The sequence below is a fragment of the Lysinibacillus sp. NPDC097231 genome (genome assembly GCF_044761885.1).
In the GTDB taxonomy this organism is placed as follows: Bacteria; Bacillota; Bacilli; order Bacillales_A; family Planococcaceae; genus Lysinibacillus.
In genome coordinates this window covers 41,810-56,753 of record NZ_JBIWDH010000013.1, presented here as the reverse complement: position 1 = coordinate 56,753, position 14,944 = coordinate 41,810, and the positions used below count along the sequence as shown (strand labels likewise).

The following is a 14,944-nucleotide window of genomic DNA, read 5'->3' as shown; positions in this document are numbered from 1 at the left end:
GAATCGTCGAAAAGGCGGATAGAATAGCCAAAGTGAAGGAAAGAGCCAAGGAAAAGATGGATAGAAATCAGAGTGACGGATAGAATCGTCGAAAAGGCGGATAGAATAGCCAAAGTGAAGGAAAGAGCCAAGGAAAAGATGGATAGAAATCAGAGTGACGGATAGAATCGTCGAAAAGACGGATAGAACCGCTAGAGTGAAGGAAAGAGCCAAGGAAAAGATGGATAGAAATCAGAGTGACGGATAGAATCGTCGAAAAGATGGATAGAATAGCCAAAGTGAAAGAAAGAGCCAAGGAAAAGACGGATAGAATCGTCGAAAAGGCGGATAGAACCGCTAGAGTGAAGGAAAGAGCCAAGGAAAAGATGGATAGAAATCAAAGTAAAGGATAGAATCATGGACGCCCCAGAAAGCGCACAGTAGGAACAGAAATCAACCACATGTTTTCATAATAATCCAGTAATTAAATAATAAGGAAGTTTATAATTGTGAATAGCTTCCGATACTCTACCTATTAAAACAAAAAATAAAATCATTCCCATCAGAATGAAGCATATTATTTTCCCATACGCAGCGTTATGCTAAAATATAGAAGATTACTATGACGTGAATAGACACGTAAACTAAGGGAGTTTTACAACATGACAAATCGTTTAGTAGAAGAGTTTTTCGAGCTCGTACAAATCGATTCAGAAACAAAACATGAAGAAGTGATTGCACCGGTTTTAATCGACAAATTAACAGCGCTTGGTTTTACAGTAGAACAGGATGATGCACATACTCGTAACGGGCATGGAGCAGGAAATATAATTGCTACGTTAAAAGGTTCATTAGATATTGAACCAATTTATTTTACTTCTCATATGGATACAGTTGTACCAGGTAAAGGTATTAAACCATCTCTTCGTGAAGATGGCTATATCGTGTCAGATGGTACAACAATTTTAGGTGCTGATGACAAAGCTGGCCTTGCAGCATTATTTGAAATGGTTAAACGCTTAAAAGAGCAAAATATTGAGCATGGGGATATTGAATTTATTATTACAGCAGGTGAGGAAAGTGGACTTGTTGGTGCTAAAGAATTAGATCCATCCAAAATTAAAGCAAAATACGGTTTTGCAGTGGACAGTGACGGTAAAGTTGGAGGCATTGTCACAGCGGCGCCATTCCAAGCGAAGATTTTCGCTAAAATTATCGGCAAAACTGCGCATGCTGGTGTTGCTCCAGAAAAAGGAGTGTCAGCAATCACGGTTGCTTCTAAATGTATTGCACAAATGAAGCTAGGTCGATTAGATGAAGAAACAACAGCAAATATCGGCCGCTTTGAGGGCGGTCAGGCAACAAATATTGTGTGTGATGAAGTAACGATACTTGCTGAAGCACGTTCTATCGACAAAACGAAGCTAGATGCACAAACGAAGCATATGCAAGAGACGTTTGAGCAAGTATCTGCTTCATTAGGGGCACGTGCTGAAGTAGAAGTAAAACTAATGTATCCTGGATTCCGTGTAACTGAATCAGATAAAGTTGTTCAAGTGGCGATGGCAGCTGCACGTAACATCGAACGTACACCAAAGCTTGGAATTTCAGGTGGGGGTTCTGATGCTAATGTTATTGCAGGCTTTGGTATCCCTACAGTTAATCTATCTGTTGGTTATGAAGATATTCATACAACAAATGAAAAAATACCAGTAGAAGAATTAGAAAAATTAGCAGATTTACTTGTCGAAATCGTAAAAGAGTCTGCAAAAAAATAACAACAGAATCAAAGGATGTGACCGCATGGAAAGTGTAAAGGCAGTAGTTTTTGCTTGTGGTACAGAGGAATATGCAGTGCCTGTAGAACAAGCGATTTCGATTGAAAAGTTAGAGCATGTAACACCTATTCCTCATTTACCCAATTATCTTCTAGGTTTCACAAGAATCCGTGGAGAGCTTGTACCTGTGCTTGATTTTGAACGTATACTGTATAATCGTTCTTCAAATGCTGCAACTGCACGTATTATTGTTTTGAATACGGATGTTGTGAATTACGGATTACTAGTAACGGAAGCTCGTGAAATTCTTGATCTTGATGAGTCTATATTAAAGCAGATGGGACTTGTCAATTATACAAAAACACGCTACTTTACAGCTGTGGCAAATCTTGAAAATCGTATGATCACATACGTAGACCCAAAAATACTTGTCAATTCATTAGAGGGAATTCGTGAAATTATTAACTATTTGCACAAAATGCTTGAAAATGAAAAAGAAAACGTAGAGGCTTGAATATCTATAAAAGCTAAGAATATTAGTTGAATGATTAACAATACAATACTACACATCAGAGTTAGTTGATGCATTAGACAGAATTGCAAATATGTGATTCTGTCTTTCTTTTTAAGTGGTTTCCTAACAATCAGAGGAAAATGAATAATAGATGTCGTATTTTAAGCTTATTACCAAAATATGTGGGAGGTATTTGTCTCATGGATTCAAAGAAAAAGGAAACACCAGAAGAAAAAAGTGAGCGTTTAAGGCAAAGTGAAATAAAAAACAATCCTGCTGGTTCTCTAAACGATGGAATAAATAGAGGAAGTAGTGGGAATTTAAATGGTATGGGTTGGAAAGAGACGGTGGTATTAGCTTTAGTGTTATTTATAGGTTACATGTTATATAAATTGTTTTTCAGATAAAGATAATGAAAAGAGTCTTTATCTCTAATTTTGCATTCCATAATCCTCAATTGCTATAAGTACCCCTACTAACATTTCATCAAATGTTCACCTTGACTACTACTTCTACGCTTATATTCTGATATAGTAAAAATAACCTGTGTTGTTAGTGTTTTATTCGACAATTATAGAGTGAATTATGCATTTTACCTACAGACATATTCGTTCTAAGGGCGTATTATGTAAAGTAAGAAAACTACTGTAAACGGCAAACTTCACCGAAAGGGAAGGACGCAAAGCCATGAGTCTAAACACTACTTTAGTGCATGATTGTCAGGTTGCCAGGTTCTGTTCTATGAGCCTAGGTGGATAGAATGGAGATGTAACAAATGGTAAGTCGTACACTATCAAAAGCAGTAATTGTTTTTATAGTAACCTTTGTAAGTACGTTAGGATTTTCAATCGGAAAGGTAGACGCTATGACCATGCAAGATAAGGCTACTTGGTTATGGGATACGACAAAGATTGTTGAGGATGAATCGGGAGTACTCACATTTTTAGAAAACAAGCATGTTAATAAATTATATTTGCAATTTAATAATGATATAGCAAGTAGTTATTATAAAAGCTTTATCGCAAAAGCAACAGAAAAAGGTATGAAAGTATATGTGTTAGATGGTGCTGAAAGTTGGGTTTCAGCGCAAGGCTATATAATGCAGGATCAGCTGTTTGAATGGTTACATACATATAATGAGAACGTAGCACCATGTGAGCAATTTTCAGGGGTACATCTTGATGTAGAACCCTACTTAAATATTGGGTGGAGCTTAAATCAAGCACAAACAATTGAATCCTATCAAGCGCTTCTTACTAGAGCGAAAGAGGAAACCGATCAATTACAATTACCGTTGGAAGTTGATATGCCATTTTGGTTTGATGAAATAACGTATAATACTCAATTTGGCAATGGTTTATTGGCTGAATGGGTCATCGATAACGTTGAAAGTGTAACGATAATGGCATATCGAGATACTGCTAACAACATTATCAAAATAGTTGAACAGGAAATAAACTACGCAAAAAAAGTAAATAAATCAATAGTTATTGGGGTGGAAACAGAAACCTCTGATGAAGGGAAAAATATTACCTTCTATGATGATGGAGAAGCCTATATGACTAAACAGTTAGCACAAGTTCATGAACATTATGCCAATAAAACAAGCTACAATGGTTTCGCCATTCATCATGTGGATAGTTGGATGAATATGCAGCCGTAAAAAAATCCTCTCCAAACTTTGTTGGAGAGGATTTTCTTTGTTATTAGGAAAGTCGACCGCTATAGTCTTCGAATTTAAATTCACGAATGACTTTAATGCCTTCTTCATCGTTATAAGAAACGATGGAAGGAAGGTTTACCCCATTAAACATATGGTTTTTCACCATAGAATAATGCGCCATATCTGTAAATACAAGACGATCGCCTGGTTTTAAAGGTTGTTCAAATGAATAATCGCCAATCACGTCACCAGCAAGGCATGTAAGCCCACCTAAACGATATGTGTATGCCAGTTCATTTGCTTGACCCGAACCGATTATCATTGGACGGTAGGGCATTTCTAGTACATCAGGCATATGACATGTTGCCGATGTATCTAAAATTACTAGGTCCATACCGTTTTTCTGTATATCAAGAACAGTTGCGACTAAATAACCTGTATTTAATGCTACAGCCTCACCTGGCTCTAAATATACAAGAAGATTATACTTGTCTTGAATATAGTTAATGATATTCACAAGCTTTTCTACATCATAATCCTCACGAGTAATATGGTGACCACCACCAAAGTTCAACCATTTCATTTGGTGTAAAACATCACCAAACTTTTCTTCAACAACTTGAATAATACGCTCTAACGTATCTGAATTTTGCTCACACATTGCATGGAAGTGTAAGCCATCAATACCATCAAGCTGTGATTTATCAAAGTTGTCTAAGGTTGTGCCAAGACGAGAATTTGTGTAACAAGGATCATAAAGCGCTGTTTCAATTTCAGAGTACTCAGGGTTAACACGAATACCACATTCAATTGTTTTACCAACAGATTTTACTTTGTCTTTAAATTGAGCCCATTGGTTAAATGAATTGAAAACGATATGATCAACGTAGCCAAGAAGCTCGTCCATTTCATGCTCGATATAAGCAGGCGCGTAGACATGAACTTCTTTGCCCATTTTTTCATAGCCAAGTCGTGCTTCGTGAAGTGAACTTGACGTAATGCCTGCTAAATATTCACCCACTAATGGGAATGTGGAATGCATTGAAAACCCTTTTAAGGCAAGTAAAATACGGCAGCCTGTACGATCTTGAATTGATTTTAAAAGCTCTAGATTTTTTGTTAATAATCGCTCATCCACTACATAGGAAGGGGATGGAACTTTTGAAAAATCAATTGGTTTCATCGGCTTATTTCCTTTGCATCTACATCAAGGTCAAGTAATTCTGGATTATGGCTTTCTTGCCATGGTAGACCCCATTTATTTAGTGCGTCCATGAATGGATCTGGATTGAAATCTTCTACGTTCCAAACACCAGGTTTACGCCATTCACCGTTCATCACAAGCATAGCACCGATCATTGCTGGTACACCAGTTGTATAGGAAATCGCTTGTGAACCAACCTCGTTATAACATTCTTCATGGTCACATACGTTGTACACATAATACGTTTTTTCTTTACCGTCTTTTAGACCGCGAATGATACAACCGATATTAGTTTTTCCTTTAGTACGTGGTCCCAGTGATGCTGGATCAGGCAGTACTGCCTTAAGGAAATGAATTGGTTGGATCATTTGTCCTTCAAATTCGATAGGCTCGATAGAAGTCATCCCAACATTCTCTAATACTTTTAAGTGTGTTAAGTATTTTTCTGAGAATGTCATCCAGAAACGGATTTGCTTTAAGCCCTTAATGTTTTTAGCAAGTGATTCTAGTTCTTCATGATATAAAAGGTAAATATCTTTTGGTCCAATCTCTGGTAAGTTATAAACCTCTTTTTTCTCAAGTGGTGCAGTTTCTACCCACTCGCCTTCTTTCCAATAACGACCATTCGCAGTAATTTCACGAATGTTGATTTCTGGGTTGAAGTTTGTTGCGAAATGGTAACCGTGATCACCAGCATTTGCATCCACAATATCAATGTAGTGGATTTCGTCAAACTCATGTTTTTGTGCATGAGCTGTGAAAACACCCGTTACACCTGGGTCGAAACCACTACCAAGTAAAGCAGTTAAGCCAGCTTTTTCGAACTTTTCTTTATAAGCCCATTGCCATTTATATTCAAATTTTGCCGTTTCAGGTGGCTCGTAGTTTGCAGTATCCACATAGTGCACACCTGTCGCTAAGCAAGCATCCATAATCGTTAAGTCCTGATAAGGTAGTGCTACGTTAATGACAACTTCTGGTCCAAAGGCTTTAATAAGCTCAATAACCTCTTCTGTATTGTCTGCGTCTACCTGTGCAGTATGAATCTTTGTTTTTCCACCATCTAGTTTCTCTTTTAGAGCGTCACATTTTGAAACAGTTCTACTTGCGATACAAATTTCCTCAAATACGTCCGAATTTTGAACACACTTGTGTACCACAACACTGGCAACTCCGCCAGCTCCGATAATCAATGCTTTACCCAATTGTCTACCCCCAAATTCATAAAAAGTATTGTCAAACAAGCTGATTATACAGAAAATTGATTTGCTACTCAATCATTGTTTTTAAATTTTCTACAAAAATTTTATTTTTTCTACAACAATTTGACGTAATCTGAGGGGGATACTACGAAAAAAGAAGGAAATTACAAAAAAATGACTCCTTATTTGTCTATAAAACACATAAGGAATCATATAAAATTTATAGACTATCACCAAAGTCTTCACGGAATTTAGCAGCCAGCTTTTCTGGCCAAGCTGATGTTGTTTCAAGCTTACCAAAGAAGAAACGTAATACTTTAGGCTCATCTACAAATTCTAAGCCATCGATTAACTCACGATTATCATACAACCATGCGATACGGTCTACAGCATATTTCACCTGTGATAACGTAAACACACGGCGAGGGAGTGCAAGACGGACAAGTTCCATAGCAGATAGTGTTTCTATACCATTTTCGTCACGTTGTTCAGATAATGTACCACGCTCCATCCCACGAACACCACTTACAATATAAATCGCAGCTGCTAAGGCACCAGCAGGGTAGGCGCTTTGTTCAATATGAGGTACGAAATCCATTGCATTAACATGACATCCTAAGCCGCCAGCTGGTGTGACTACAGGGACGCCACGTTTAATTAATTCATCTGTCATATATGCGATAAATTGTGGGGCTTGATTAATCATTTGCTCATCCATTGTTTCTTCAAGACCTACTGTGATGGCTTCCATTTCACGTACAGACATTCCCCCATAAGTTAAAAAGCCTTCGTATAATGTAATGTATTCGCGCATTTTTAGATATGCTTCTTCATTGTTTGTACAAATACCGCCGCCTCGAGCAAAACCAAGTTTACGTGCAGAGAAGTAAATTATATCTGAAAGATCAGCCATTTCGCGCGTAATATCACGGATAGTAGCATATTTATACTGTTCTTCTCGTTCCTTAATAAAATATAGGTTATCGGCTAAAAGACTTGCATCTAGAACTAGCAATACATTGTGTTCGTCACATACGGCACGGACTTCACGCATGTTAGCAACGGAGAATGGTTGTCCTCCAATTAAGTTCGTGCCCGCTTCCATGCGCACAAAGGCTATTTTCTCCGCTCCATTTTCAGCGATTAATGCCTTTAATTTATCAATATCAACATTGCCTTTAAAAGATACGTCACTGGTTAAATTAAGGGCTTCCTCTAAGAAAATTTCCTCAACACGTCCACCATTCAATGAAATATGAGCTTTTGTTGTAGTGAAGTGGTAGTTCATCGGTACAATTGAACCTGGAGTTACATAAACTTGGGCGAGGATATTCTCGCATGCACGACCTTGATGAGTCGGCAGAAAATACTTTGTCCCGAAAATTTCTTCGATTTTATTTTCAAGCTTAGTAAATGTAGCTGAGCCAGCATAACTATCATCAGCCTCTAACATAGCTGCTTGTTGGCGATCACTCATCGCATTCACACCACTATCTGTTAGCATATCCATAAAAATATCTTCATTTTTCAATAAAAATGTATTGTAGCCTGCTTCTTTTATTGCTATGATACGACGTTCAACTGGTGGTAAATTTAATTTTTGAACAATACGAACCTTATGCATTTCTAGTGGAATACTTTCTCCTGAATAAAATTTAATAGATGTCATTTTCTTCTCCTTTTATCTAAAATTAAATGAAATTTAACGATTCACCGCGTTAAATCGTTAGACAATAACATAATTTATTATACTAAAAAGAGGATAGAATTTACAGATTAATCTATTTATTTTGAAAATTTAACTATTTTTTGTCACAAAGAATCAAAAAAGGGTGTAGCATTTGAACTCACTACAACCCTTAGCCAATATATTTTATTTAGAAAAACGGTTTGATATTTGCGACTTTTCATCTCCCCATAAATAAAAAAAGAAAATGAGCAATGTACTTAAAAACCCCATCACAAGGGCATAAGTGCTGAGGGCCACATCCACTTGACTCTGCATAGCATAAATGAAAATAGCTCCTAGTGTTAACAAATTTCCAATAATTAGCGATAGAAAATGAAAACGTCTATTCATAGCAAGCCCTCCTAATAAAATTCAAATGCCCGAAAGATGAAGAAATACACTTCAATTATCTCATAATTCAGAAATATATCCAATGTTTTTTAATTTTAGCGTTATAAAATAAAAGATGCTTTTTAAATACATCTTTGTGTAGTATGATGAAAAATAAAGATGAATATTCATAGATTTTTACAAGAAAGGGGAGACGATGAATCGTGAATTTACGCAATTCATTAACTTTTCAGCTAGGAACGATTATTGCTGGTATTTTAGTAATAATGCTAGGTATAACTTCGTTCGCTACATACATAACTGCTTATAATAAATTATATGATGCTGCTGGAATAGAGGCATATGGATGTGCCAATATTACTACAGGATTGATTCGCCCAGAAGATATGGATAAAGCGCTTAAGGGCGATCAAACAGCAATGAAGGGTATTGGGAAAAATTTAAATTGGACAACTGGTCATAAAAATATTTTTCAAACTCAATATATTTTAAAGTTGGATGGGACATTACTTGCACTAGATGATCATCTAGCGGAGAAGGGATTTGCAACTGGAGATCAATTTTATATGGATGAAGAAGCTATCCACATGTTACTGGAGAACAAACATCCTGCATATTCGAAACCATATACATTTGGTGGCATGGAACGTCTCTCAGGATATGCTCCGATATTTAAAAATCATGACCCTAATAAAGAAATTATTGCGATAAGTGTCATTGATTTCGATGCGAATATCGTGAAGGAGCGAACTTGGGATGTTGTGCGAAATGGAATGTTAATTAGTATCTTTCCAATGCTAATTGCTTCCATCATTACTGGCTTTTTAATTCGTCGGAAAGTAAAACCTATTAGTATGCTTATACATCAGGCAAAACAAATTGCCAATGGTAATTTAGCAGTAGAGGAAACAAAAATATCAAGAAATGATGAGGTAGGGGATTTAGCAAGCACATTAAATCGTATGATAGGAAATTTACAAAATATGATTATGACAATGCACTCTACATCGTATACATTGGCTTCGAATGCGGATGAAACTGCTCATACCTTAAACGATATGACAAATACCATTCAAGGTGTTGCTAATAAGATTGGAGAGGTTACAACAACTGTAACGGTAGGGATGCATCATGCTGAAAGTGCTACTGAAGTACTTATATCCTTAGCAGAGGATTTACAAAATATAAAAGAGAAAGCTGATTCTAGCGTTGAAAACTCTCGTGTGACAATGAGAATTGCTGCGGAAGGCGAACAACGTGCTATGGACATTAACAATGATATGGCGTTAATCCGTAAAGGCTCTGATGAAGTGAGTCATACTGTTAAAAATTTAGTAACCTCAGCAACAAAAATTCAAACGATTACTACGTCGATTGCAGGAATTGCTGAACAAACAAATCTGCTGGCACTGAATGCCTCTATCGAAGCGGCGAGAGCAGGGGAGCATGGCAAGGGCTTTGCAGTCGTCGCAGAGGAAGTACGGAAGCTGGCTGAGCAATCCAATCAAGAAGTTTTAAAGGTTGAACAGCTAATACAGGAGATTATGGAGCATATTCAACAAGTTACTTCTTCAACGAACGACAATACGCAATATATAGAAAAAGGCACGGAAACCGTTCGTCTAACAGCACAGTCATTAAGTAATATTTCAGCTGCCGTTTCACAAACAGTAGAAGAAATTATTGATATTTCCCGTGTAATGACATTGGAAACAGAAAAATCAGACCATGTTGTTCTGATGATTCAGCGATTAACCGAGTCTATTCGAGAGATAGAGGAAACGATGTGTACTATTACTGCGGCTGCCCAAGAAACAACAGCAAGTATTGATGAGGTTGCGCAGAGTTCGAATGAAACGAATCAAATGGCTAATAAACTAGAAGAGCATGTAAAATCTTTTAAATTAAAAGAATTGTAAAAAAATTATTGCTATTTAGCGCTGTTTTACATGATATTCGCTCCTTTTCTCTCTAAAGATGGTAAACTACCTATAAGACTTTTCTATTGGTGAAGGTGAGGATTTGAATAGTGGCAAAACAGTTTGATGAGCAAGTCCAACAAATAAATGACTTATTTTTAAGTGGTAAAGTGAAAGAAAGTTATCAGTTAGCCAAAATCATGTTAGACGAAAGTACGTTTTCTGATGATAGCTCATTTACGCAGATTCAGCAACACGTCGCATTATTGGAAGCGAATGGCTATGCAAATATGCCTGTTCCTACTGATGGAAAGGTGAAGCAAAGTGTTGAACGAACAGATGGCTCCTATCCAGAACGTGATGTACTTTCTGCCTATATTGGCAGTCAGGATGATGAACAATTCGGTCAAGTGGTTGATGAATTATTGGCTGGATCAATTGAGGCACAAGCAAATGCTTACTATACAATGGCTGAATATTTTGCACTTGCGAAAGAGCATGATAAGGCAATGGTTCAATATGCCGAAGCGATAAAGCTTCAGCCAAATAAAGCGCTTTACTGGGGAGCCTTTGCACAGTTTTTGAACCGTGGTGAAGGCAGTCCGTACTTGGCTCTTCGTCTCATTGAAGAAGCGATTCAGTTAGATAATATGAACCCTCGTTGGTATTATATTCAAGGCAATATTTTCTTACAGCTTGTCGCAGCTACAAAAAATATAAGCTATTTACCTGCTCTAGAAGAAGCCTGGGAAAAGGCTAAAAAACGTTGCTCTGCCAAGCAGATGGCGTTAAAAGTGGACATTGCGAAATCCCATGACGTGCTAGCACAATGGAAAAAGCAAATGCTTTAAAAGGACAAAGGCATCTCTCGTAGTGAGGGATGCCTTTTCGCTAACTGACCTGCATCATGTTGCTCCAGCTACGTTAGCCCTACGCTTTCGCACAGAAAACATCGGCAGGCCTATCAATTATGCCGTGGCATAATTGATCCCTGAATAACTTATAAATCCTATACCTATTATCTGTCACAAATAGATTACTCAGTTACACTGATATCGCCTGTCCACGAGCTCATTCCCTGTTTAACATTTATAATGTTAAAGCCTGCCTCAGCTAATGCTTTGCTTGCAGTTTGTGAGCGATTTCCACTACGGCAAATAATAATATAAGACTTATTTTGTTCCAACGCACCATATTCGCTTTGAGAAATGCTAGAGAGTGGTACATTTAGCGCATTAGGAATATGCCCTTCATTATATTCTTCGATTTCACGAACATCAACGATTTGCCAGCCATCTGCGACCTTACTTTCAATAGTCGAAATATCAATTGTTTCATAGCCTTCTTTATTGGTTGTGCAGCCTGCCAGTAATAAAAGAGTAATGATTAATATGAATATTCTTTTCATGAACGGTGGTCCCCCTAGAAGTGATATACCTACTAGGGTATATTACTCGGGCAAGGATAAAATGTCAACATAGTATATTTGTTGAATAATTATAAAAATATAGAGCTATAAATGTATTTTTATGCTAGGATTATTGTATAAACGGACGAATGAAGCTTATTTTATCGAATGAAAGAAGTTGTTTATTTGAGTTTATATGTAGCGTATGTTTTGGTGGGACTTGCAATTGCCATGCCTGTAGGAGCTATAACAGTAGAGATGACAAAGCAGGGTCTCAAAAATGGCTTTATGCATGGCTGGGCGGTAGGGCTTGGTGGCATGACAATTGATGTAGTATTGGTTTTTGCATTGTATATGGGACTAGCCTCCATTTTAGCAATGCCAATGATACAACTCCCAATGTGGATTATAGGTGCTGGCTTTCTATTCCTTTTAGGGCTGGATTCTATAAAAAATGCTGATCATGATATTACATTGGCAGGAGAAAAAGTAACCAAATCGATTTTTGCTTCTTATTTTAATGGATTACTTGTAGCCATTTCACCTGGAAATCTCGTTTTTTGGGTAAATGTTTTCGGTGTCGTCCTAGCTAAATCCTATGGGCAAGGGGAATCAGAGAGCTTTTTAGTAATTGCAGCAGGGGTACTGAGTGGAATATTGCTGCATGATATAGGCTTGATGATTATTGTTTCGGTTACTCGTAAAGCAATGAATCGTAAGATGATCAAGACCCTTACTATGTTAGCAGGGTTCTTATTAATTGGCTTTGCTGGGTATTTTATTTATGAATTTATTCAAGCAATTAAGATTTATATTTAATCTCTAGACATTTCAGACTGTAGAACAAACTCGATAATTATCGAGGATGTTTACAGTCTTTTTCAGTAAAGTAGGCTTGCACGCATATCAAAATAAATGTAAAAGGATTAAGTGCAGTATTGTACCTAACTTAATCCTTTTTAATTGTCATCTATTTGGAAAAATTTCCAGATAAAATATTTTTATGGACTGTTCTATTACGCTGAAACCACAGTATTTTCATGGATGCAAGCTATAATTTCTTCTGCTATTTGATGAGCTAACGTCAGTTCAGAAGTAAAGCCTACACATGAGCAATTCATCTCGCCTAAAATGTAGCAATCTTCACCAGCTTCGTTCGTATCTAACATGAAATCAGCTGTCCATATGAGCGGTAAATCATAGTTTCCAAGTAAGCTAGTAACAAGAGGTAGTTGTGTTAAGAAGTTTTGCACAAGCTCTTCCCAATCTTCTGGGGCATCATAGCGATACTGCGCTCCTGAAAACAGTGTTGCACTAAAAGCGTCCTCGGAATCAGCTGGTTTTTTATGTACCACATGAACTGGTTTATCACGCAACATAAACAACCGGATTTCACCCTCAGTAATACGAGGGAGGAAACGCATATCGATTAACATGCCATTTGGACCTGTGATATATTGCTCACAAAACGTCATGAAATCACCTAGTTTCCAATATTCCACGTGATTATCTTTTGCTTCTGTACATTTAATCTGTGCATCAAGCGGAACTTCTGTTAGACCTTCAGTGAGGGGGTCATCCAATTTCACTCGCCATATACCTTCACCAGTTGAACCACGATTTTGCTTTAGGACGCGTTCAGTAATGGCAAGAGAGGTAGGAAATTGGGCTTTAAATGCCTCAATTGTATAATAAGAAAATGTGTCATCAGGCACTAAATTGGTAGAAGTTAGCTTTGATAATACATCCTTAGAGCCATAGCCAATCATGGCATCAGGGTGAGGCATACCGATGACACCCGCATTACACAGCTCACGTAGCATAGCAAAATACTCTTCCTCATGCTGTAAATTTCCAGGATTAATACGAGAAACGTAGGCAATACCATGCTCTTTAACGTAATGACAAATTTCCTCTTTTTTTGTAACATCAAAGAAAATGACTTCAGCATCCTGTCCGCGTTGCTTTAGCGCATTTACCATTGGCATTGTATCTTTTCGATAACCATCTGGCCCCTTATCTGTACCACCACGAACCTCGAAGAAAATAACTTTTCTATCCACAAAAATACCTCCTTGTATATGATAATATTTTCAGTATACTGGACAGACAAGGAAAAAAGATATATAGAATATGTAAATTTTATATATAAAATCATAGTTTACAGTATTTGTTATAGGGATTTATGACTAATATTTTTTAGAATTATCTGAACTTAGGTTAAGCTTATTATTATTTTTTCTGAAAAACTGTGAGATATAAAATCATACATAGAATAAGCATTGTCCCAAGAAATTGAAAACCACCAAAGGCAATTTTTAGCCAAAACACACTAGTAATAACGGCTGTTAATGGTTCAAGGCTACCTAATAAACTTGTTTCCTTTGGCGATAAATAATGCAAACTTGCAATATAAAACCAAAATGCTAGCATTGTTCCAAAAATAATGATGAAAAGAAAATAAGCGACTGTAGAAAATGCCCAATCAGATATGTTGATATCCCATGGCTGATAAAAAAGGCTCATCACAATACCACCTATAAGCATCGACCAGCCGACAACAAGCAATGAATGAAACTGTTGTAAAAGTCTCACAGCATATAATGTATAAAAGGCAACAGATAACCCAGATAATATTCCCCAAAACACCGCCATACCTGGAACGGAAAGTGTAGATAAGGAACCGTTTGTTAGTAATAAAAAAGTGCCGACAAGTGTCAGTGTGACAGCTACTCCATCCTGTTTTGTTAATTTACTATGCTTCGTAAACAAATAATAAGCCATGATAAAAAGAGGTGCTAAGTACTGTAGTAATGTCGCAACAGCTGAGTTGCCAATAGCGATCGACATCATATAAGTATATTGAACAGTAAGCATTCCGAGTAAACTAAAGGTAATTTGTCTGAAGGCATTTTGCTTCGTACGCCACATCACAAAAATAGACTCCTTACGATGTGTGATTTTATAGACAGCAATTAGTAATAGACCTGCTAAAAGTAGGCGACTAGAAACGAGCCAACCAACCTCTATATTTTCCTGCTGAAAAAGCTTCTGTGCAACGGTTCCACCAATGCCCCAAAAACTTGCACCTAAAATGACGAGAATAAAACCAAGAGTTCGATTTTTCTGTATCGATTGATTCATCTTAAAACATCTCCTAAACTATCAATATAAATGATTATAAGGAATGTAAAGTC

The 14,944-nt window shown here is 37.0% G+C and carries 15 protein-coding genes and 1 riboswitch; of the genes, 8 read left to right on the top strand and 7 right to left on the bottom strand.

Going from position 1 to position 14,944, the window contains the following annotated elements:
* The first annotated feature begins 236 nt into the window (after positions 1–236).
* From ACIQXF_RS10000 to ACIQXF_RS09980, 5 genes are all read left to right on the top strand, one after another.
* The gene (locus ACIQXF_RS10000) at positions 237–392 is read left to right on the top strand and encodes a hypothetical protein (RefSeq protein WP_402782296.1); all 156 of its coding nucleotides are present in this window, start codon (positions 237–239) and stop codon (positions 390–392) included.
* Between the two features lie 249 nt (positions 393–641).
* Positions 642–1,757 carry a M20/M25/M40 family metallo-hydrolase gene (locus ACIQXF_RS09995; RefSeq protein ID WP_402782293.1) on the top strand — a complete coding sequence of 372 codons (1,116 nt, stop codon included), beginning with the start codon at positions 642–644 and terminating at the stop codon, positions 1,755–1,757.
* 25 nt (positions 1,758–1,782) lie between these two features.
* Complete coding sequence (locus ACIQXF_RS09990) at positions 1,783–2,271, top strand: chemotaxis protein CheW (RefSeq protein WP_402782290.1); 489 nt, start codon at positions 1,783–1,785, stop codon at positions 2,269–2,271.
* 200 nt (positions 2,272–2,471) lie between these two features.
* Positions 2,472–2,678, top strand: coding sequence for a DUF6366 family protein (locus ACIQXF_RS09985; protein WP_402782287.1), 207 nt, complete (start codon positions 2,472–2,474; stop codon positions 2,676–2,678).
* Positions 2,679–2,914: 236 nt separating this feature from the next.
* Positions 2,915–3,003, top strand: a riboswitch (cyclic di-GMP riboswitch).
* A gap of 43 nt (positions 3,004–3,046) precedes the next feature.
* Positions 3,047–3,934 carry an amidase gene (locus tag ACIQXF_RS09980; RefSeq protein ID WP_402782284.1) on the top strand — a complete coding sequence of 296 codons (888 nt, stop codon included), beginning with the start codon at positions 3,047–3,049 and terminating at the stop codon, positions 3,932–3,934.
* Between the two features lie 43 nt (positions 3,935–3,977).
* Here ACIQXF_RS09980 and nspC read toward each other — a convergent pair whose 3' ends face one another.
* The 4 genes from nspC to ACIQXF_RS09960 all read right to left on the bottom strand — a co-directional run bounded on the left by nspC (position 3,978) and on the right by ACIQXF_RS09960 (position 8,420).
* Complete coding sequence (gene nspC, locus ACIQXF_RS09975; RefSeq protein ID WP_402782281.1) at positions 3,978–5,117, bottom strand: carboxynorspermidine decarboxylase; 1,140 nt, start codon at positions 5,115–5,117, stop codon at positions 3,978–3,980.
* Positions 5,114–6,343 carry a saccharopine dehydrogenase family protein gene (locus ACIQXF_RS09970; protein WP_402782278.1) on the bottom strand — a complete coding sequence of 410 codons (1,230 nt, stop codon included), beginning with the start codon at positions 6,341–6,343 and terminating at the stop codon, positions 5,114–5,116. The genes nspC and ACIQXF_RS09970 overlap by 4 nt, the downstream gene beginning before the upstream one ends.
* A 217-nt stretch (positions 6,344–6,560) precedes the next feature.
* Complete coding sequence (locus ACIQXF_RS09965; protein ID WP_402782275.1) at positions 6,561–8,009, bottom strand: tryptophanase; 1,449 nt, start codon at positions 8,007–8,009, stop codon at positions 6,561–6,563.
* A gap of 204 nt (positions 8,010–8,213) precedes the next feature.
* Complete coding sequence (locus tag ACIQXF_RS09960; protein ID WP_402782272.1) at positions 8,214–8,420, bottom strand: hypothetical protein; 207 nt, start codon at positions 8,418–8,420, stop codon at positions 8,214–8,216.
* Between the two features lie 203 nt (positions 8,421–8,623).
* Between ACIQXF_RS09960 and ACIQXF_RS09955 the strand changes: the two genes are divergently transcribed.
* Together ACIQXF_RS09955 and ACIQXF_RS09950 are read left to right on the top strand one after the other, a co-directional pair.
* The gene (locus ACIQXF_RS09955) at positions 8,624–10,339 is read left to right on the top strand and encodes a methyl-accepting chemotaxis protein (RefSeq protein WP_402782269.1); all 1,716 of its coding nucleotides are present in this window, start codon (positions 8,624–8,626) and stop codon (positions 10,337–10,339) included.
* A gap of 110 nt (positions 10,340–10,449) precedes the next feature.
* Entirely contained in the window at positions 10,450–11,190 is a 741-nt protein-coding gene (locus ACIQXF_RS09950) for a tetratricopeptide repeat protein (protein WP_402782266.1), read from the top strand.
* Positions 11,191–11,375: 185 nt separating this feature from the next.
* Here ACIQXF_RS09950 and ACIQXF_RS09945 read toward each other — a convergent pair whose 3' ends face one another.
* The gene (locus ACIQXF_RS09945) at positions 11,376–11,747 is read right to left on the bottom strand and encodes a rhodanese-like domain-containing protein (RefSeq protein WP_402782263.1); all 372 of its coding nucleotides are present in this window, start codon (positions 11,745–11,747) and stop codon (positions 11,376–11,378) included.
* Between the two features lie 186 nt (positions 11,748–11,933).
* On the opposite strand from ACIQXF_RS09945, the gene ACIQXF_RS09940 reads away from it, so the two are divergent.
* A complete protein-coding gene (locus tag ACIQXF_RS09940) occupies positions 11,934–12,566 on the top strand; it encodes a LysE family transporter (RefSeq protein WP_402782442.1) in 633 nt (210 codons plus the stop codon).
* A 197-nt stretch (positions 12,567–12,763) separates the two neighbouring features.
* Here ACIQXF_RS09940 and ACIQXF_RS09935 read toward each other — a convergent pair whose 3' ends face one another.
* Complete coding sequence (locus ACIQXF_RS09935) at positions 12,764–13,810, bottom strand: Cj0069 family protein (protein ID WP_402782260.1); 1,047 nt, start codon at positions 13,808–13,810, stop codon at positions 12,764–12,766.
* A gap of 169 nt (positions 13,811–13,979) precedes the next feature.
* Positions 13,980–14,891: a DMT family transporter gene (locus ACIQXF_RS09930; protein WP_402782257.1), complete on the bottom strand. Its 912-nt coding sequence runs from the start codon at positions 14,889–14,891 to the stop codon at positions 13,980–13,982.
* Between the last annotated feature and the right edge of the window lie 53 nt (positions 14,892–14,944).

Bases quoted from the DNA above. Each gene is read 5' to 3' on its own strand.
- ACIQXF_RS09995 (WP_402782293.1), top strand. From the start codon at position 642: ATGACAAATCGTTTAGTAGAAGAGTTTTTCGAGCTCGTACAAATCGAT.
- ACIQXF_RS09990 (WP_402782290.1), top strand. From the start codon at position 1,783: ATGGAAAGTGTAAAGGCAGTAGTTTTTGCTTGTGGTACAGAGGAATAT.
- ACIQXF_RS09985 (WP_402782287.1), top strand. From the start codon at position 2,472: ATGGATTCAAAGAAAAAGGAAACACCAGAAGAAAAAAGTGAGCGTTTA.
- ACIQXF_RS09980 (WP_402782284.1), top strand. From the start codon at position 3,047: ATGGTAAGTCGTACACTATCAAAAGCAGTAATTGTTTTTATAGTAACC.
- nspC (WP_402782281.1), bottom strand. From the start codon at position 5,117: ATGAAACCAATTGATTTTTCAAAAGTTCCATCCCCTTCCTATGTAGTG.
- ACIQXF_RS09965 (WP_402782275.1), bottom strand. From the start codon at position 8,009: ATGACATCTATTAAATTTTATTCAGGAGAAAGTATTCCACTAGAAATG.
- ACIQXF_RS09960 (WP_402782272.1), bottom strand. From the start codon at position 8,420: ATGAATAGACGTTTTCATTTTCTATCGCTAATTATTGGAAATTTGTTA.
- ACIQXF_RS09945 (WP_402782263.1), bottom strand. From the start codon at position 11,747: ATGAAAAGAATATTCATATTAATCATTACTCTTTTATTACTGGCAGGC.
- ACIQXF_RS09930 (WP_402782257.1), bottom strand. From the start codon at position 14,891: ATGAATCAATCGATACAGAAAAATCGAACTCTTGGTTTTATTCTCGTC.